This window comes from Mesorhizobium tianshanense (assembly GCF_007830515.1).
In the GTDB taxonomy this organism is placed as follows: domain Bacteria; phylum Pseudomonadota; class Alphaproteobacteria; order Rhizobiales; family Rhizobiaceae; genus Mesorhizobium; species Mesorhizobium tianshanense.
In genome coordinates this window covers 1-18322 of record NZ_VLKT01000035.1, presented here as the reverse complement: position 1 = coordinate 18322, position 18322 = coordinate 1, and the positions used below count along the sequence as shown (strand labels likewise).

At 63.2% G+C, this 18322-nt stretch carries 13 protein-coding genes, 4 pseudogenes and 1 riboswitch; of the genes and pseudogenes, 4 read left to right on the top strand and 13 right to left on the bottom strand.

Going from position 1 to position 18322, the window contains the following annotated elements; all coding sequences use genetic code 11:
* From IQ26_RS24900 to IQ26_RS24875, 5 genes and pseudogenes are all read right to left on the bottom strand, one after another.
* Positions 1-324, bottom strand: coding sequence for a hypothetical protein (locus tag IQ26_RS24900; protein WP_145720946.1), 324 nt, complete (start codon positions 322-324; stop codon positions 1-3).
* Entirely contained in the window at positions 324-1208 is an 885-nt protein-coding gene (locus tag IQ26_RS24895; RefSeq protein ID WP_145720945.1) for a DUF7007 domain-containing protein, read from the bottom strand. Before IQ26_RS24895 ends, IQ26_RS24900 begins: the two co-directional genes overlap by 1 nt.
* On the bottom strand, positions 1205-1681 hold the full coding sequence (locus tag IQ26_RS24890) for a hypothetical protein (protein ID WP_145720944.1): 477 nt from the start codon (positions 1679-1681) through the stop codon (positions 1205-1207). Before IQ26_RS24890 ends, IQ26_RS24895 begins: the two co-directional genes overlap by 4 nt.
* Positions 1682-1772: 91 nt before the next feature.
* Positions 1773-3480: pseudogene (locus tag IQ26_RS24885) on the bottom strand (ParB N-terminal domain-containing protein).
* Positions 3481-3762: 282 nt separating this feature from the next.
* On the bottom strand, positions 3763-4569 hold the full coding sequence (locus IQ26_RS24875) for a competence protein CoiA (protein WP_145720943.1): 807 nt from the start codon (positions 4567-4569) through the stop codon (positions 3763-3765).
* Between the two features lie 59 nt (positions 4570-4628).
* Here IQ26_RS24875 and IQ26_RS39220 point away from each other — a divergent pair, with 59 nt between their 5' ends.
* Positions 4629-5063 (top strand): hypothetical protein, encoded by a 435-nt coding sequence (locus tag IQ26_RS39220; protein ID WP_156090952.1) that lies wholly within the window; start codon positions 4629-4631, stop codon positions 5061-5063.
* 271 nt (positions 5064-5334) lie between these two features.
* A riboswitch (SAM-I-IV-variant riboswitch) is annotated at positions 5335-5441 on the top strand.
* Between the two features lie 533 nt (positions 5442-5974).
* On the opposite strand, the pseudogene IQ26_RS24865 reads toward IQ26_RS39220, so the two are convergent.
* The 5 genes and pseudogenes from IQ26_RS24865 to IQ26_RS24840 form a co-directional block, all read right to left on the bottom strand.
* Positions 5975-11091: pseudogene (locus tag IQ26_RS24865) on the bottom strand (Eco57I restriction-modification methylase domain-containing protein).
* A 126-nt stretch (positions 11092-11217) separates the two neighbouring features.
* Positions 11218-11616 (bottom strand): DUF3085 domain-containing protein, encoded by a 399-nt coding sequence (locus tag IQ26_RS24860; RefSeq protein WP_145721006.1) that lies wholly within the window; start codon positions 11614-11616, stop codon positions 11218-11220.
* Between the two features lie 15 nt (positions 11617-11631).
* On the bottom strand, positions 11632-12234 hold the full coding sequence (locus tag IQ26_RS24855) for a DUF1419 domain-containing protein (protein WP_145720941.1): 603 nt from the start codon (positions 12232-12234) through the stop codon (positions 11632-11634).
* A 113-nt stretch (positions 12235-12347) separates the two neighbouring features.
* Positions 12348-13331: a DUF3991 and TOPRIM domain-containing protein gene (locus tag IQ26_RS24850; RefSeq protein WP_145720940.1), complete on the bottom strand. Its 984-nt coding sequence runs from the start codon at positions 13329-13331 to the stop codon at positions 12348-12350.
* Between the two features lie 220 nt (positions 13332-13551).
* Complete coding sequence (locus tag IQ26_RS24840; protein WP_145720938.1) at positions 13552-13734, bottom strand: hypothetical protein; 183 nt, start codon at positions 13732-13734, stop codon at positions 13552-13554.
* Between the two features lie 450 nt (positions 13735-14184).
* On the opposite strand from IQ26_RS24840, the gene IQ26_RS24835 reads away from it, so the two are divergent.
* Positions 14185-14964, top strand: coding sequence for an inositol monophosphatase family protein (locus IQ26_RS24835; RefSeq protein WP_145720937.1), 780 nt, complete (start codon positions 14185-14187; stop codon positions 14962-14964).
* 121 nt (positions 14965-15085) lie between these two features.
* Here IQ26_RS24835 and IQ26_RS24830 read toward each other — a convergent pair whose 3' ends face one another.
* Complete coding sequence (locus tag IQ26_RS24830; RefSeq protein ID WP_145720936.1) at positions 15086-16432, bottom strand: IS5 family transposase; 1347 nt, start codon at positions 16430-16432, stop codon at positions 15086-15088.
* 294 nt (positions 16433-16726) lie between these two features.
* The gene (locus tag IQ26_RS24825) at positions 16727-17353 is read right to left on the bottom strand and encodes a glutathione S-transferase family protein (RefSeq protein ID WP_145720935.1); all 627 of its coding nucleotides are present in this window, start codon (positions 17351-17353) and stop codon (positions 16727-16729) included.
* A 188-nt stretch (positions 17354-17541) separates the two neighbouring features.
* Here IQ26_RS24825 and IQ26_RS24820 point away from each other — a divergent pair.
* Positions 17542-17796, top strand: a pseudogene (locus tag IQ26_RS24820) (recombinase family protein); the annotation flags it as partial.
* A gap of 96 nt (positions 17797-17892) precedes the next feature.
* On the opposite strand, the pseudogene IQ26_RS24815 reads toward IQ26_RS24820, so the two are convergent.
* A pseudogene (locus tag IQ26_RS24815) lies at positions 17893-18054 on the bottom strand (DoxX family protein); the annotation flags it as partial.
* A 106-nt stretch (positions 18055-18160) separates the two neighbouring features.
* Between IQ26_RS24815 and IQ26_RS24810 the strand changes: the two are divergent.
* Positions 18161-18322: transposase (locus tag IQ26_RS24810; RefSeq protein ID WP_208760210.1), on the top strand; the 162-nt coding region annotated here is incomplete at its 3' end.

Genomic DNA, 18322 nt, shown 5'->3' with positions numbered 1-18322 from the left:
TCAGGCGCGCAGCAGGTCCGGCGGGATTCTGTCACGCAGTGCTGCGATCGCAACGTCCTGCCTTGCCAGTTTGCGCGATAGCGCATCGATCTCGTGCTGCCTTTCCTGTGTGATCGCGGCAAGGTTCGATCGATACCGTTCCAGAAAGGTCCTGGCATCGGCAGGTTTTAGGCGCCGGTGGCCGGCACGCTGGGGCTTGAGCTGCGGAATGATCGCCGTCATCCGCCTTATGATCTGCCGGTCGATCATATCGAGCTGGCGCTGTGTCTGGCGCCGTGCCTCCTCCATGCGAAAGAGCTGCGCGCGGCGATCGGGGACAGACATTATGTGCCCCTTTCCCGCCAATCCATGAAGCTCGATGGCCCGCCATAGACACGATGGCGCGCAACATCGATGACGAATCCAAAGCGGCCGACATGGTACTCGTCGGTCGGAACGAGAAAGCGACGTTCCTCCGTGCCCGATCCACGCTTGCCGCCAGGGGTCGCGATAACCTCGGTGAAACCGGCCTGGTGTTCGCAACGGATCGCCGACACCACGACCCAGTCATCGGTATGCTTCTCGAAGAATGCCCGCTCGTCCTTTTTCGCGGATTGGCCGGGTTCGAGCACCCTCCCGTGGATCGCCTCCCAGGCGTCCGGATACCAGTCGCGGATCGTCTTTTCCGCACACGACTTCTCGAAGTCCGTGAAGAGCTGCGGGAAGGCTTGGGCGACGGCCGCCCAATGGCAGTCCTCTTCATACCAGCCGCCATCGGCACGGAGCATGTCATGGACTTTGCGATTTCGCTCCGCCGACAGATGGAACCCGCCATGGCCTGCCGTTGAGTGAGCCACGACGCCCTCGGCATAGACGGTCGCTCCCTGCGACGTTCCCCATGGCGTGTGGGCGCGGGAATGGATTTCGCGACGGCCGAGCGCTACGCGCTGCTGCTGGTGGAGAGCGTTCTCCTCGACATGCGCGCGAAACGCCCCCTCGTCGGCAAGCTCGCCGGCATGGCCGTAGAAATCGCTGCGCGTCCATTCGGCCATGGGCCGGCGGATACGCCAGCCCGTGACAAGATAGTGCCGGCCGTTCCGGGCCGGAACCATGGCGAGCGCCGTTTCACCGACAAGCGCAACGGGATAACCGTCGGCGCTGCGGCCAAAACAAACCCCCGGATAGCCAGGGGCCTCGTCGTCTCGTATCCGGGGAGTGGCCACGCTCATGCCGCCGCCCTCCCCTCGACGGTATCCGCGGCCATGGCATCGGCCGTCACCTCTTGCAGCACGGCTCGCGGATAGCCGTGCTGCGTCAGCCATTCCTCGGCATCCGCACGATGGCTGGCGAGATAGACCAGTTCGGCGTCTTCGCCGTCGCGGTCGAGCACCAGGACCGAGCCGATAGCGGGCCGCTCCTTGACCGCGAAGTTGAGATCGCCGTTCACCGAAAAGGTTTGGTGAACGCGCAGGACGATGGTGCCCTGACTGCCATAGTCACCCTTGTGCAGGGTAATGGATGCCGGCAGCGCGGTGTTGCCGACGCGGGTTTCGGCCTGCTTGCGGATCAGCCGGCCGCCACTGTTGCGGTTCTCCCAGGCGGCGAGCTTGTCGCGATGCCGCTCGGGCGGGCGTGGTGTTCCATCGCGATAAGTTACCAGCGAACCGAGTGGAACGAGGTCATAGATCAATTGAGCCGACATGATGGGTCTCCGGTGCTCATGGTGAAAACGAAACCGCCGCCGGTGAGGTCACCGGCGGCGGTAATGCGATCGGAAGGAAGAAGGCGCGCTGCTACTCGGCGGCCTCGCGGAAGCCTTCAGCTTCATCGTCGCCGGCATAGTCGTGCGGCGGCTCGACGGGCGCATCGCCGTCGAGCTCGTCCTGGTGCTCCGGCGTGCCGTCGTCCTCAGGCTGTTGCCTGGCCTCGTTCATCTTCAGCCAGGAGGTCAGCTTTTCCGGGGTGGGCGCAAACAGCGCCGACGGGTGGACGAAGCGGCCTTCCTTGAAATGCTCGACCAGGGCCGCGCGGGTATCCTTGACCTTCTGACGGGGCAGGACGGATGTATCCGCGCAGGCGGCTTCCAATGCCTGCCGCGACAGGCATGACAGGAAGTCCTGCGTCCCCATGTTGGCCAGGAAGTTGTCGGCGGCGATGACGTCGCCGGCGACACGGGCGACAACGCCGCTGTCCGAGCGATTCTCCCTGCAGGACAGAACGTCGATCAGCAAGGACCGCACGGCAATACGCAGCGTGTCCATGTCGAATGCGAGCCTGCCCTCCTGGTCGAACAGGCGCGCGGCATGTTCGCCGAGGCCTGCGGCCCCGTAATGGGAGATGTCGCGGGCACCGGATGCCACCGTCACATTCTGGCCGGCGAAGGCGAGAACGAGCAGCGCCATCAGCGTGTCGTCCTCGATCGGTGCGCGCGACAGCGCCTCGTGCAGCGCGTCGGTACGCAGGTCGCCGATCATCTCGATGCCCTTGCGGGTGACATCGGGACGGGTGTTCACGACGATCGGAGCATCGTCACCCTCGGCAACAGGCTGTTCGCCCTTCTTGGGCTTTTTGGCCGCCGGCATGCGGTACGCGACCGACTGCACCTTGCCGTCGCGGTCGAGATACATGGCGGTGTGATCGGACTTCGAAGGCTTGCCGTAGACACGCTCGGCCTTGGGCGGCAGCTTCGGCTCGCCCCACTGACCGGCTTCCACGATCACGCCGCGCTTGGGCAGAGTGTTTGCCATCCACTCCTGCTGCGCGCCAAGGAAGGCCTCGACATCCGTCGTATAGCGGCTGTCCTCGTCGGCCGGAGCGAACAGGTCCTCGACCCAGGCAATGCCATAGGCCTGCGCCAGGTCGTCGCCGAAGCTGGCGTCGCGCGCATACATGCGGCGCTTCGTCAGGCCCTGCGCCACGCTCCACCACGACACCTGGGGATCGGCCTTGGACGGCTTGTGCTTCTTCCAGACCTCCTTCTGCTCATCAAGCGAGGCCGACGCGATGGTGCGCAACTGCTGCTCGTTGGGCGTGTCGCCCTTGGCCATCTGGTCCAACATGGCCGGCAGAACGTTGGCGAGCAGGCGCAGCTTCCTGATCTGGCGGACGGGAAGCGCTAAAGCGACGGCGATCGCCTCCTCGGTCCAGCCGAGCGCGACCAGCCGCTCAATCGCGCGCCATTGGTCGACGGGATTGAGCTGCTCATGCGCCAGCGTCTCGGCCAGCGACCGCATTGCACCAGCATCCTCGGCGCGATCGACCACCAGCACGGCGATCTCTTCCAAACCCGCGGCAATCGCCCTGTCTCACACGACGATGTCCGGCATCGATGACATAGCCGTTGCCGCCATCCGCTTCCGGCGCCACGACAGGCGGCTGCACGATGCCGACGGCGCGAATCGTGGCAAGCAGCAACGCGTCGCCCTGCGGGCTGGACTTCGAGCGACGCGCCTTGTCAGGGTTATCCTTCAGCGCGCGCGGATCGACAAATTTCAGTTCCATGGGATGCTCCTTCAAGGGGTTTGCGGACACCGCCGTTCGCTGCGTCCTTCCTCGTCTTCTTGCCGAAGACATCCCCCGGCCCGCGGAGCGGGCGGGCCGGTGCAACTGCGGCCGAGCATCCCTGCCGGGCCGATCAAGCGGGGCTTACAGCCCTGCGCAGAGCGATCGGCCGGGATCGCGAGCGGCGCGGTTGAGCGCCAGCGTCAGCGGCCCGCCCGATCTGCGAGCGGGCCATTGTTACCCCTTTCCTCTTTGCTTCTTTCCTTCCCCAGAGGATGGGAGCTAAAACCGAGCGGTGCGGCGACGCGGCCGCCCCCGGCGCCAAGCCCACACCGAGGAATACCGACGCGCCTCGATCATCGCCTGCACACGCGCTGCTCGAAAACGGGCATCGAGCGTGCCGACGATCTTGTGGGCTGCAACGATCTGCGGTCTGGTGCGTGCCGCAAGGACGAGACGCTGCCGGTCCAGAGCGACAATGACGGCATGCCCGTCGGCCCGTCCCGGCATTAATCCCCACAACAGGCGCCGCTCGACGCCAGTGCGGGGCCCGACCGGGTCCGTGCCGGCAAAATCGAAGAACACCGGGACAGCGCTATCGAGCCAGTCTCGCGGAAAGCACTCGTGGGGAACCGGCGTTGTATAAATCCCTTGCCAGGGTGAGGGCCGAATTGAGCGTCGACCGTCCTCGAACCGTGGCAAGTCTCGCTTCCTGCGCGTTCCATCGACGATCCAGGCCATATTCCGATGGAACGCCTCGCGCGCCTGCCGCTCCAGCGGACGTATGTGCGAGTGCTGGAACTCGAGGGCCAGGCCGAGCTCGGTCCGCACGTCGGCGATATGCCGCTCACCTGACTTGTCGCGCAGGATAATCTCCTGCCAGGGTTCCGGGAATTGGCCCTTCCAGTTTCGGTGCCATAGCGTTTCCGGCTCCCACCAAGGATCGCAGGTGCGTTCCCCACGATGGGCCCAATGATGGATTCGCTGATCTCCGCATTTTGCGATCATCGGCTGCCCGCAGCCAGGGCAGGTACCGGAAAGGCCTGGTTCGGCTTCGTGCCGTTCTTCGTTCACCAATGCGTACCGCATGGAATCTCCATAGGCGTTGAGGCGGCCGCCATTCGGGCAACAGCCAATTGTTGTTCTTGATGGAAATCACTGTGCAGCGCGGCCAGCATGTGCTGGTGCTGTTTCTTCTTATCTTCAGCGTGGCCGGCAATCCCGGTCGCCGGTTATCAGGACGGCTAAGTGAATGCCTGGCGCCGTCATTAGCTCAGACCCGCGCAATGTACCAAAGCCGGTCATCCCGTCAATGCTTTGAAGTACTTGACGAGAGACGCCTTAAGTTCATCAGGCCGCGGCCGTTAAAACCGGCTATGCTGCGTCGCGCTGGACCTGTCCTCGACATGCAGCCCGAGCGACTTCTCCGCGAACTGTCGTCTCTGCTCGCCGACAAAGGCGAATTCACCGCCCTCTCGGGAGCGGTAGGACGCAAGACGACGTTCGGCATCGGCGAGATCCGGCACATCGACAATCTCTTGGTTGGCATCAGGGTCCCTCGACTTGAACAAGGCATCCTGTAGACAGCCGAGTTGTCGGCGGAAGCGTCAGGAGCTCCGAAAAGGTGGCTCAGGTCATGCTAGAAGACGAGCGAAATTTCGCATCCTGTTAAATCCGTCCACACCGGCCTAGGCGCGCTAAGCCGTCGATTCAGTGACGCCTGAACTGGTGCAAGGGCCGACCGATTTGATAAGTAAAACGAGTTTGCGACAAAGCCGCAAAATGAGCGAGAGGGTGAAGGTTCTCTGCGAATTACCTATAGCTTGCAAACAACTAAAGGCCACGCTAAACAATCGCCGACATCAAGAGTTGGACTGACGTCCAACGCCAACCTGCTGACCGAGCAAGGTGGCGCTTCCGCCAGGAAGGATGTGGCCGAACCGGCAACCAAACGGATCCCGCCACGCGTCAGTCTGCTCACATGCTTGGAGTAGAGTGATGCAAGGGGATAGTAAGTCCGATCTTCCACTGGTGACCCAATCCTGTGACGAGATTCACTATGTGGGCTCCTGTTACTGGAAAAAGCGGTTTGGCCGATCAGAGTGGTCTAACATATATGTTGTCGCTCATCGCCAGCTGCAGCCTGAGCACGATAAACCAAAGGCCAGTTGGACGCATGTTTACAGGATTGTCGAAGACATCCGGATGGGGCGATCGCTCGTTTACCTTGAGGCTGTGTTGCAGGGCGAATGCATGATCGGGGGCTTAGCTGCGGCCAAACAACTCGTCGAAATTTTCAGCAATGCAGCGCGGCTAGACGAAGACCTGCGACGATCGGCCAGAATTGAGGGGACTGCGTAAGTGGCTCAACAATTTGTCACGGTGCAAGATCCATAACTTTTGTCAAGCGCGCGTTAGCCGAGATCGGCCGAGGTTGGCTTAAAAAGGTCCGAATTCTTCACGGACGACGAAAGCTCTCTGCAGCCGTAAGTCTTCAGGTGGGGCGAAGCGACACCGGGTATACTGCTTTGCGCTGGGCCTGTCCCTCGACATCCAGCGTGAGCGACTTCTCCACCTCCGCGAGCTGCCGGCGCTTCTCAGCCAGTTCACCGGAGAATCCGAACTCGCCGCCCTCACGCGAGCGATAGGAGGTGAGCCTTCGCTCGGCATCCTCAAGACGCTGGCGGTATCGTTCCTGCTCGCCCTCGAAGCCGGCCAAGGCATGCTCGAGCCGGGCGATGGCGCCAAGCGGCGCGGTCGTGACAGGGAGCTCGATTTCATAATCGGCGCCGGTGCGCATCAGCATGGTGGCATAGCGGTAGCTGTCCTTGCCGAAACGCTCGCCGGAATATTCGAAATCGAACCCGCCGATGGAGGCGATAGTGGTTACGCCTTCTTGGCTGTGCTGCACGAGAGTCAGGATTTCCTTCATCAGCGCACGACCGGCGAGTGTGCGCTCCGTGAACGCGTCGCCCCCGACCACCATGCTGAACCCATCGCCGGTCGTCGGCACGAAGCGCTCGATATCCTTCCCGACCTCGCCGATGCGCCGGGTCGAGTATTCGATATCGCGCTCGGCATCGCGGATCTGCCGTCGAACGGCGTGCTCATCGTCAATGTGGGCCGCGCGAAGGCGCTCCAGACGGGCAATGTCTGCCTCCAGACCTGCCTTCTGCATCAGACGCGGATCGCCCGAGGCGATCGCCTTGGCCATCGCGAACTGGTTGGCCTGCCCCTCACCCATATCCTCCAACCGCCGGATGGAGGTGTCTCCGGAAAGGGCGACCGCGATGAACCGGGCCTTGCGCTCGTTGTTCTGCCACATCTGCGCGTCCATCGATCCCTCCGTGGCGTAGGCGAAGATATCGATGACATCGTGCTGGTTGCCCTGCCGCAGGATACGACCTTCGCGCTGCTCGATCTGGGAGGGAAGCCACGGCACGTCGAGATGATGCAGCGCCTTGAGGCGAAGCTGCGCGTTGACGCCGGTGCCCATCGTGTCGGTGGAGCCGACCAGGAATCGGACCTTGCCGGCCCGCACATCACCGAACAGGCGCTGCTTGGCTTGCGCCTTCTTGAAATCCTGCATGAAGGCAATTTCCGATGCCGGAACGCCCCTGCGGACCAGTTCGTCCCTGATCCAACGATAGGCTGAGAAGCCGCGGCTTTTCTCGACGCTGATCGTGCCGAGATCGGAGAAGATCATCTGCGCTGCGCCCGCAAGCTCGAACGGCTTGCCGTCGGCGCGGACATAGGTGTTTTCCGCTGTTTCTTGCCAGATGCGGAAGGCGTTCGCGATGAGGTCGTTGAGCTTGTTGTCCGGTTCATTGTCATTGTCCGGATCGACCAGGCGCAGGTCGATAGCGGCGTGGCGGCCGTCTGTGATAACCGAGAGCAGGATGTCGTCACCTGGTTCCGGCGGCCGTTCGCGTTCCTCGATGGCCTTGATGCGGGCGTCGAGTACCATCTGGTAGCGCTTGAAGGCGGCAGACGGCTTGGCGGTGATGATCTGGCGTGCGCCGGTCGAGAGCGTGGGAACCTTGACGTATTGCCGAAGGTCTTCCGGCATCACCACATCCGCGAAGGAGCGGAACATTGCGATCAGCTCCGGCACGTTGACGAAGGTGGCGAAGCGCGTCACCGGCTTGTATTTGCCGGATGGCTGCAATTCAAGTTCAGTCGTGACGTCGCCGAAGGTCGAAGCCCAGGCGTCGAACTCGTGCAGGCCGCGCTGAAGCAGCGCCTCGTAACCGAGATAGCGCTGCACCGAGAACATCTCGCCAAGCGTATTGGTGATCGGCGTGCCGGAGGCCAGCACGAGCGCCCGGCCCGGATTCTTCGTCTCCACGAACCGGGATTTGACATAAAGGTCCCAGGCCCGCTGCGAACCGTTCGGATCGACACCCTTCAGCGTGCTCATGTTCGTGGCGAAGGATAGTTTTCTGAACTCCTGCGCCTCGTCGACGATGATCTGGTCGACGCCGATCTCGGCAACGGAGAGGAGATCGTCTTTGCGGGTGGAAAGCGCCTCTAGCCGCTCCTGCAAGCCCTCCTTCAACCGTTCGAGCCGCTTGCGCGAGACGCGGTCATCGTTCTCGACCTTCGTCAGCAGGTCTTCGTAGAGCTCCAGCTCATCATGGATCATCTGCTGTTCGAAGGCGGACGGCACGCCGATGAACCGGAAGGCGCTGTGCGTGATGATGATCGCGTCCCAGGCCGCCGTCGCCGCACGCGACAGGAATCGCGCACGCTTGTCCTTGGTAAAATTCGATTCGTCGGCGACAAGGATGCGGGCGTTCGGGTAGAGCGCCAGGAACTCGCGCGCCGCCTGCGCGAGGCAATGTCCGGGCACGACCTGCATCGCCTTGGCGATCAGGCCGAGACGCCGCTGCTCCATGATGCTTGCTGCCATGGTCATCGTCTTGCCGGCGCCGACGGCATGGGCGAGATAGGTCGAGCCGGCCGAGACGATGCGCCAGATGCCGCGCTTTTGGTGCCCATAAAGAGAAAAGGCGCCGGAGGCGCCTGGAAGTTGCAGGTGATCCCCGTTGAATCTTCGGGGGGCGATGTTGTTGAAGCGGTCATTATAGACCCGCGCCAGCCGGTCGGTCCGGTCGGGATCGGACCAGATCCAGTTCTGGAAAGCGGTCTTGATCTTCTGCAGCTTTTCCTTGGCGGCTTCCGTATCCACAACATTGAGCACGCGCTTTTCAGCATGGCCCTCCTTCACCGTATCGAAGATCTGCGGCACTCGGCTGTTCAGCGCGTCGGCTATGAGCTCGCCGGCATGACGGCGATCGGTGCCCCATTCGGACGAGCCGGCCGCCATCCATCCCAATTGCCGCGCCTCTACGGTCCACGACGCCAGTTCCGGCATATGATGGATCCTGATCTCGGCACCCATCGTCTCCTTGACGAAGGCGGCAACATCGGCAGCGGGAATCCATGGTGCCCCAAGACGGGCGGTAATATCGGAAGGCCGAAGATCGGCCGGCTGAACCTCGACCAGAGCACGGACATTGCGCTCGAAGTCGGGATCGAGCGCTGCGGCGGCTTCGGCGACCTTCAGCTTGTCGCGGACATGGCCGGACAGATAGGCGTCGGCCATCTGCCAGGAGCCGTTAGCCGGGTCGCGGAAGATGGCGCTGCCAAGCTCCGCGGCGACATCGTCAGGATCACGATGCAGCAGCTCGGCGATATGGTCGAGATCGACTCGGCCACGTTCGTTGAGGACCACAGCGAGAGCGTCGGCGGCGCTGGCGATCACCGGCGGGGCGGGCGGCGAGATCACCCGCTCGGTGAAGATCGGACCGGGCCGGGCCGTGTCGTTTTCGAGATCGTAATCCTCGATGGAGACCACCAGCCAGCAATCGGGATCGTCGAGGAAAGGCTGGAGGTTGGGGCGGCGATGGCTCTCGCGTGTCTCGCCGGTCTCCGGATCCTCGGTGATCGAGACGGTGGTGTGGTTGATCGGGCCGAAGTCGCGGACGAAGCTCGACCAGGCGATGCGCAGTTTGACCTGCAGGTCCTTCCAGGGCCGGTCGAGTTCCTGGGCCTTCAGCACCTCGCGCACCGCGTCGCGGATCGGGATCAGCTTGCGGATAATCCGGACATGCTTTTCGGGGATGCCGTTTACGCCGCGGCCCTTGCGGACCTTGACCGCGACGGACTCTCCGTCGATTACCTGCATGAGGCCTCGGCTGTTGTCGAAGAAGAAGCTGCCTTCGCGCACTTGGCCGTAGGACGGCAGATCGACAGCGTCCTGATCGGCCGCATCCTCCAGATCGAACTCGATCTCGGTGGGCTCGCCGTCATAGCGGGCTTCCGGAAGGAGACTGACGGCGGCCGACAACGCCGCGTCGAGGTCATCGCTCTCGCGGGGAAGGCATGTGTAGGTCTCGCCAAAGGCTCGGCAAGTCATCGCATGCGTGCCGAGCACGAAATCCGGGTGCTTCGCGAACCATCGGTTGACGCGGATGGCGCCCTCGTCCTCCGTCGCGGGCCGGACCTCCTCGGTGTCGAGCCACGACAGATCGCCCTCTGGCTCACCGGCCTTGCGCTTGCGGAAGAAGAGGATGTCGACCACGACGTCCGTGCCGGCGTCGGCCCGAAAACTGCCCTCGGGCAAGCGGATCGCAGCGATCAGGTCGGCCGACTTCGCGATATGCTCACGGGCGGTGCTGTCGGATTTGTCCATGGTACCCGAACTGGATACAAACGCGGCGAACCCGCCTGGCTTCAACAGGTCGACGGACCGGGCGATGAAGTAGTCGTGCAGCCTGAAGGACAGCGAGCGATACGCGCGGTCCGAACGAACGGTCCGGTCGGAGAATGGCGGATTGCCGATGGCGAGGTCGAAATTCGCCGGCAGCTCCGTGCGGGCGAAATCGCCGGTGACGATGCGCGCCCGCGGCTGCAGCAGTCGGCAGATGCGTGCCGTGACCGGATCGAGTTCGATCCCGGTGACATGGGACACGTTACGCAAAGACCCCGGCATCAGCGCCGGAAAGAGACCCGTGCCGACGCCCGGCTCCAGCACGCGGCCGCCGCGCCAGCCGAGGCGCTGGAGGCCTGACCAGATCGCCCGGACGATGAGCTCCGGGGTAAAATGGGCATACTGGGTGCAGCGGGCAAGCGAGGCATAGTCGACCCCCCCGACGGCATCCTCCAGATCGGAGCCGATCTCGTCCCAGCCTTTGTGGAAGTCGATCTCGCCGGGGCGGCGGAAGACGCCATTGGCAAGGTCGGACGCGCCGAAGCCTGTGAACCGGATCAGCCGCTCCTGCTCTTCGCTCGTAGCCGGGCGCTCGTTCGCCTCGATCTCGGCGGCGAGCCGGATCGCGGCGATGTTGTCGCGCGCGCGCTCCTTCCAGCCCCGCGCCAGGCCACGGCTATCGGCGAGATGGAAATTTGACCCGCGGGCGCGGCAAGCCGTGGATGGCCGCCGTACGACTGCCGCGATCGGCATCGCGGGCGCCGGCGACGACGGATCGGGATCGTCGTCACCGTCGGGCTCGACAGTGTCGCCAAAGGCCGTCACGCCGAGGCCGAGGCCGGACGACAGCGCATGTTGCCGAAAAGGTCGATGGTGAAGGGATCGTCATGCGTCATGGCTGTTTCTCCTGATTGCGGGCGCACGTCGCCGTTCCGCTGGAAGGCTTCAGCCGGCCGGACGTGCGCGGAATGTGGGGGATTGGGATGTTGGACGGCCGCCGGACGGCGCCCGTCGACGGACCGCTAGTCTCGCTCGATCACGTAGAGCTGCATCGAGTCCTGCAGGAACGCGATGCCCAGATGTGTGCAGCCGGGACTGGCTGCGATCAGGGCCTCAAGACCTTCGGCGTCGAGGAAATCCACGCCGTCATCGCCGCCGAAGGTCTGGCGTTTGACCTCGAACCAGTCGTCGCTACTGCGTGGATCGCATTCCTCGGCGTAGGCGACGAGCGGCTTCGCCCCATTGGCGAGTTCGCCATTGGAGCAGAGGTAGACTCCGTGGTCTCCGACGAGCCAGAGGCCGGGCTTCCGGCTGTCGGCGGATAGTCCGAAGTGGGGATCACGGAACCCGCCATTGGCTTTCGCGTCTGCAATCCCGCGAGCGATGACCTCACGGACGGCGGTGATGGTGAAGGTCAACATCATCTCACGCCTCCCTCACGCCGCGATTGCGTCGGGAAGATAGCGCAGATGCACGGGCAGCTTCGCCGCGATCTCCACATCCGTGAGGGCGTCCAGCAGCTTCAGCGTGGTGCCCTGGCGGCCGCCATAAAACATCACTGTGCGCTTGCCGCGGTCGCGTTCCGGCCAGCGCTCACCGGCGTAGCCGCGATAGTCGTCGTGGGTGCTGGACCAGATGTGCTCCAGGCGCTCCTCGCGGGTCATCGCGCGAACGGGACGGGTTTGGCGTTCCACGATCACATCGCGCATCCGCTCGGGTGAGCCCTTGTCGGACAGGTCGCAATAGCCGTGAAAATACCGCATGCGGTCATCGATCCTCAGCGTGAAGAATACGCTGGTGATGCTGCCGGTGAGGAACTCTCGCATGGCAAACATCTCGCCACGCATCCAGAGCGGCGGCAGGATCTCGAACATGTAATCGTGCTCGGCCTCTGAAAGCTCGAACCATTCATCCCGATAGAGACCGCCGGCGTCGTCCTCGAAACAGTTGGGACGTTGGGCATGGCGGTCGAACATGCGGAACATCTGCCGGCGATCGGCTATGCCTTCAAAGACTTTTCGGATTGGAGAGAGGGTCATGGGTGTGCTCCTTGTCACGCCGTCGGGCCAGAGCGCGGCTCATCCTCTCGATGTCGCCATCCACTTCAGCCCTTCCTGACCCCTCCCCGCGGCCGCCTCTCCGTCCGGCCGGGTCAAGGGCCGCGCAGCTTTACCCTTGACGCGGCTGGCGGGCATGCGGCAGCCGGCCTTCCCCCTACTCCTTTTCCTCCCTTCCCCTCTTTCCCCGACCGCGCCTTGAGCTCAGCGTTCCAGTCCTCCTCCTGCGGCCGGAGACGTTCGAAGCCGCAGCTAGCCTCGCCGGCGACCACTTCGAGGCGATCCGCGTAGGTGTCGCCCTGCGCGTTGTTGTCGGTCGCGGCGACCAGCAGCACTCCTTGCCGCGCCGCAAGGGTCCAAATCGCTGTGTCCGTCGCCGGCGACCATCCGCCGCCTGTGCTGAGATAGAGGCTATCGCGGCGAGTACTCTCCAGCGCGGCGAGACTCATGGCGTCGATCGCCGCTTCGGTCACGCAAAGGCGCAGCGCGTGTACCGGGCCGAACCGGAACAGAACCTTCGCACCTCCGGTCGAGAAGCCGCGCCACTCCGGCCCGCGCTCCTCCCAGCCGGTAACGGCGCCCTCGCCGTCGCGGTGGGCGGCCCATATGCTGCCGCGCGGGCCTTCGCGCAGCAGATCATGACGGATGGCGGCGCTGATCACGGCTTCCGGAAGATGGCGGTCGTCGCGCAGATAGCGCCATGTCATCGATCCCGGCCAGGGCTTGCGGCGGGCGCTCCAGCGTTCGGCAACGCCGAGATCGGGCTTGCGATGCCGGGCCTGCCTCTTCCACGCAGGCTCGCGCGGCTCGTAGCCAACCAGCCGGGCGACGTGCAACTTCGCTACCGCGAAACCGACCCCATGCAGATGGGTCATCAGCGAGAACACATCCCCCTTCGCGTCGGAGAGCGGATCGAACCAGCCCTTCCCTTCGTGGATCACGATGACGATCTCGTCGCCCTGCCGGTATTTGATCGCACGTCGGGTACTCTCCTTCAGGTCGATCGCGTAACCGGCCTGATCCAGCGCGGCCGCGCAGGCCACCCTGTTTCGAAGTTCATCGAGTTCGTCCTGTTCCATGTCCTTCTTTCGTGCGCCGCAGGCGCCCGCCTTTCTTTCAGGTTTTCATTCCCGCACTTTGCGGGACGCCTTCCGGATGCCGCGAAGAGAAAAGGCGGCAAGGGCGCGGCTGGCAATGTGTGTTTTTGCACCTCGCGCCGCCCACCGCGTGCCAGCCGCGGCGAAGCTTCCCTTGCCGCCGCAAGCTCGCAAGCGGCACCTCCGGGAGGAGGAAGCCGGCTCAATGAGCCGGCCCGTATTCGAATGGATCATATTCGGCGAGGGTCTCGACCTCGTCGTCTTCGAGTTCGGCGCTCGGCAGGACGCCGAATTCGTCGCCGGAGCGAAAGAGCGTGATCGGCACCATGAGGGTGCGGGCGAGCTGGAAGGCGTGGTTTTGGGCGAGGGAAAGATCTTGCGACATCTGAAGGCTCCATCTTGGGAGCGGGCCAATTCCCGCTCGATGGCTCCGTCAGTGTCCGTCCCCGGTCGCGATCACCGCGAAGGCTTTAGCCGAGCGGCCGCAGCTTGCTAGCGGACCCCCCGTGGGTTGATCGTGGAAGATCCGGGGACGGACCAGGAAGCCATCACCAGAGAGCGGGATTGGATTGCCTCCTGTGGGGAGCGCCTACGAACGCAGACCTTGCGAGCCGCGAGGCTCCGACAAAGCTTCTGTACCGTGCCGGGGAACCAGTTCGTCACGATTTGTCTCCAGAAGCTTAGGCTTACGCAGAGCGCACAGCGACACTCGTGACGGCTCACGACCCGTCTCAGTGCTTTCTGGTCGACGAAAACGACGGCTCAATTTGACCGGCTACGGTCATTCGCTGGTTACAAACGTCGGGCATTGGGGACTTTTATCGTGAGCCCGGAAATGTCTGAACTCGATAATATCCTTAACGTGGCGATCAAGCTTGCCGAGGCTTCATCTTCCTGTGCCAAAGAAGCCTGGCTGGGAGATATAGCTGTAACCTACAAGGCTGACGGGTCTTCGTTGACCGAGGCCGACCTGTCCATTGAAGCCACATGGCGGGATCGAATACGCCAGCAGTTTCCCGCACACGGAATACTTGGCGAAGAATATGGATCGGATACCGGGACCAGCGCTTTCACGTGGGTTCTCGACCCGATTGACGGCACGCGCCAGTTCGGAACCGGACTGCTGAATTTTGCATCCCTGATCAGTGTTTGCCGGGACGGCAATCCCATTGTCGGGATTATCGACTTGCCATTGATCGATGCTCGTTACATCGCGGCAGAAGGCAGGGGAACGATGTTTGACGGGCGTTCGGTCCGCAGTAGCAGGCAGCGGGAAATTCAGACCGCCAGGATCAGTCTTGCCAACCCCGAGAGCTTCACCGGCGATGCCGCCCAGGGTTACGAGCGGTTGCGCGCCTCCGGTAGGCTCAAGGTGTTTGACGGGGGAGCGCCTGCCTATGGTGCTCTTTCCAGAGGGTTGATCGACGTCTGCCTGAACGGGACCGATCTCGACGCTTACGATATCTGTGCTCTTTGTCCGGTTGTCACCGAGGCGGGTGGTGCAATCTCCGACTGGGCGGGGGACTCGCTGACACTTGCCTCCAGCGGAGCAATCGTGGCGTGCGCGTCATTCGAGCTTCATGCGACCGTCCTGGAGATGCTGGGGCAGGCTTGACGTGAATGGCAGCAAAGTCCGAACTCGGTCGTTTCGCGACGCTGTGCTGCCCTTAATTGCGCCATTGACCGGCTGGCAGTTGAGCGTCCGTCAAATTAGTCGCCCGTGAACAATCCGGGTTCTAGGCGGTGACCGGCTTGGGCCGGAGTTGAAGCAGAGCGATCAAGAGCGACAAAAAACCCTTCAGCCACCTGAGCAGGAGGGAGAAGTTGTAGCCTGCGGCGGCCAGGATGGCGTTGACGGCGTCGCCCTGCTGGCCGGCGAGGTAGTTGCGGCCCATTCTGTGTTCGCTCTTGATGTGGCCGATGACGGGCTCGACCGCCGACCGCCGCCGCATCTGGCGCTTGATGGCTGGGGTGACGCGGCGTTTCTGGCCGGTGGTGAAGACCCTGAACTTGTGGCTCTGCGGTGCGTTGTGGCCGCGATAGCCGGCGTCGGCGAGGATGCGGCCGATCTCGTTGCCGATGGTCTTTTCCATGTCGGGGATGACGCTTTGCAGCGTGTGGCCGTCATAGGGATTGCCGGGCAGTGCTTTTGCATGCAGGGCGAACTGGCCGCCCTCGGAGCGCTTCAGCGTGGTGGCCACCGACACCTTCACCCCGAACTCGTAGGGCATATGCGCCTTGCCCTTGCCGATGCATTCTACCTCGTGTGCGTGCAGGCTGTAGATCTTGCGGCCGCGCTGGCGCTGGCGTTGCTCGAGAACGGTGGTCGCCTGGTAGAGCGGCCATTTGAAGAGCGCGTCCAGCCCCGCATCGCCGGCGATCTGGCGACCGATGTCGCGAATGGTCCGGCCGAGATAGGTCTTGAGCCTGCGCAGCGCCTTGTTGGCCCGCTTGAACTGCTTGGCGTGGGCATAGCGCTGGTGCTTGATCAGCGCCAGCTTGCCGACCCGCACATAGGTCTGGCGCAAATTGAGCCCCGTCTTCCTGGCCAGCCGCACCAGCCGCTCACGCGCCCGGTGGATGAGCTTGGCGTCGGTCGGGAACATCACGTTCTTCGGCTGCACGGTGGTGTCGACGATCACCTGGCGCGTGTCGGACGGCTTCATCGCCCCGGCCTTGACCGCGATGCTGAGGCTTTCCTGCAAGAGCGCCACGATCCGCTCCTCGCCCATCCGGTCCCGCCAGCGCGTCATCGACGAACGGTCGAAGGGCAGCGCGTGGCAGAAGAACTCCTCGCCGCACAGATACTGGAAGTAGGGGTTCTCCACCCAGCGGGCGCACAGCACCTCATCTGACAGGTTGAAAGTGTGCTTGAGGATGGCCAGCCCCGCCATCAGCCGGGTCGGCAGTGGCGGCATGCCCGGTCCGTCCGAATAGACGGCGCCAAAACGCTCCTCCAGCACCGGCCAGTCGATCGCCTGCGCCAGCCGCACCAGCTCGTGCTTCATGTTGATGATCTGATCGAGCCTGGAGCGGAACAGATCCTGCTTTCCCGTCTCGCGCTTCTCGCGTGGCCTGGACATTCGCCGTCCCCTCGATTCGCCGCCGCCGAACCGAGTGAATCACGCTCCGCAGCACAAGGGAATCGCAAAACGAATTGCAGGAAAACAGCGCCCATAAACCGCTAATCTTGCAATTCCAAAGCCGCTCTCCGCCTCAATCAACATGCCACATCAACGGCTTGCGGATAGTTCACGGTCGACAAATTAAAGGTCGGCCGTCGGCCGATCATAGGCTGCGGCCGCTTTCAGAGTACTGCCGAGCCTGACCAGAAGACCGGCGCGCGCTGCCTAGTAGGGCTGGTAGTCGGCATCGGTTCAGGCCGGCCACATGGCGTGGGAGGCGTTCAGTTTCCTCATCACCTGATGCTCCCGCAACCAGGCCCACAGGCGTTCGATGTTCGGCCAGTTGCTCGGAACCCTCTCAACTTGGGGATGCCAGGCCACCAGCATGACGAGATAGATGTCGGCCAGCGACAGCTGGTCGCCGACCAGCCAGTCCAGGCCTTCGAGGGCGGCATCGATAATGGCAAAGCCGCGATCCATTTCGGCAACCGCAGCCTTCTTCACCGCTTCCATGCCGCTGGGGTCAGCCGTGTAGCGATCGGTGTGGTAGAACCGCCGGTCGGCCGAATAGATGACTGACGACATGAAGATCATCCAGCGCAGGAAGTCGGCGCGGCCGGGTGAGTTCACCGCCGGCGCCAGGTTCGCCTGTGGGTGGCGCTCGGCGAGCAGGATGCAGATCGCCGCCGACTCGGTCATCGAGCTTCCGTCCGGCAAGATCAGGACCGGGACCTGGTTCAACGGGCTGATGTCGAGAAAGGCCTGGTCGGGCGGGTCCGACTTCGGAACATCGATCTGGTCGAAAGCAACGCCCGCCAAAGCGAGCGCCGCCTCGACGACAAAGCCGCCGGTGTTGGCACGCGTATAAAGCTTGTACATCAAATCCTCCGCGAGCCAATGCAAGGCCGGCGACGATCTGAACCGAAAGCACCGCGCTGCTCAAGCGAGCGACGGCCGCCACAGGTGTTTTTTAAGCAGTCCAGCGAGCTGCGATCTAGATATCCTTGGCGTATGTTGGTGGAACCTGTCGATGTGCTTGTGGTCTGGAAGCTCGATCGCGTCGGGCGTTCGAGCGAGATCTGATCCGCGAGCGCACCATGGCCGGACTCGCGGCGGCCCGGGCTCGGGGGTGCAAGGGAGACCGGAAGTTCGCTCTCGCCAAAGCGCAGGCACGCCTCGCCCAGGCCTCTGTGGCTCAGCGTGACACATCGGTTTCCGATCTGTGCAAGGAACTCGGGATCAAACGCGTCACCCTCTACCGGTATGTTGGCCCAAAGGGCGAACTCAGGAACTACGGGAGGCGTGTCCTCGGCTTGGCGTAGAATTTTGCCCCCTCCTGCAAATTTTTTCATCCGCCGGAAGCGAGAGTCCGGTTGTGATCTGAGTCTAACCCCGATGTGGCAGACCTCGTTCGTCCGTCACATGCGCGGCAAGATTGGCGCTCTTTTGCTGCGACCCCAGAGGATGAAGGCAACAAGGGCAAGCAAGAGGAAGTTGAGCGGGAGGGCTGCGAATTCGCCGCGCGTAGCATGGAAGATAATGGCGGAAATTTGCAGCAAGGTGCAGCCAAGCGCTGCTAGCCTGAAAAATTCACGGCGGGTTGGCGGATGTGGTTCAAGCCGTTGAAATGACCTAGGATTTGGTTGCTAAGGCCGATCCGAATCATTTCCGGAGACCACACCCGCCATGAATGATCTTACGCTGCCGCTGAGCGGCTTGTCATCAGTGGGCGGCAAGTCCGTCGTCGCCCGTTTCGACGGCGGCATGCTGTCGTCGGACAGTGGCGTTCTGGCTCTAGCAGAGGTGGAGAAACGACTGCGGGTGGCCGACCGTCTGGCGCGCTGCATC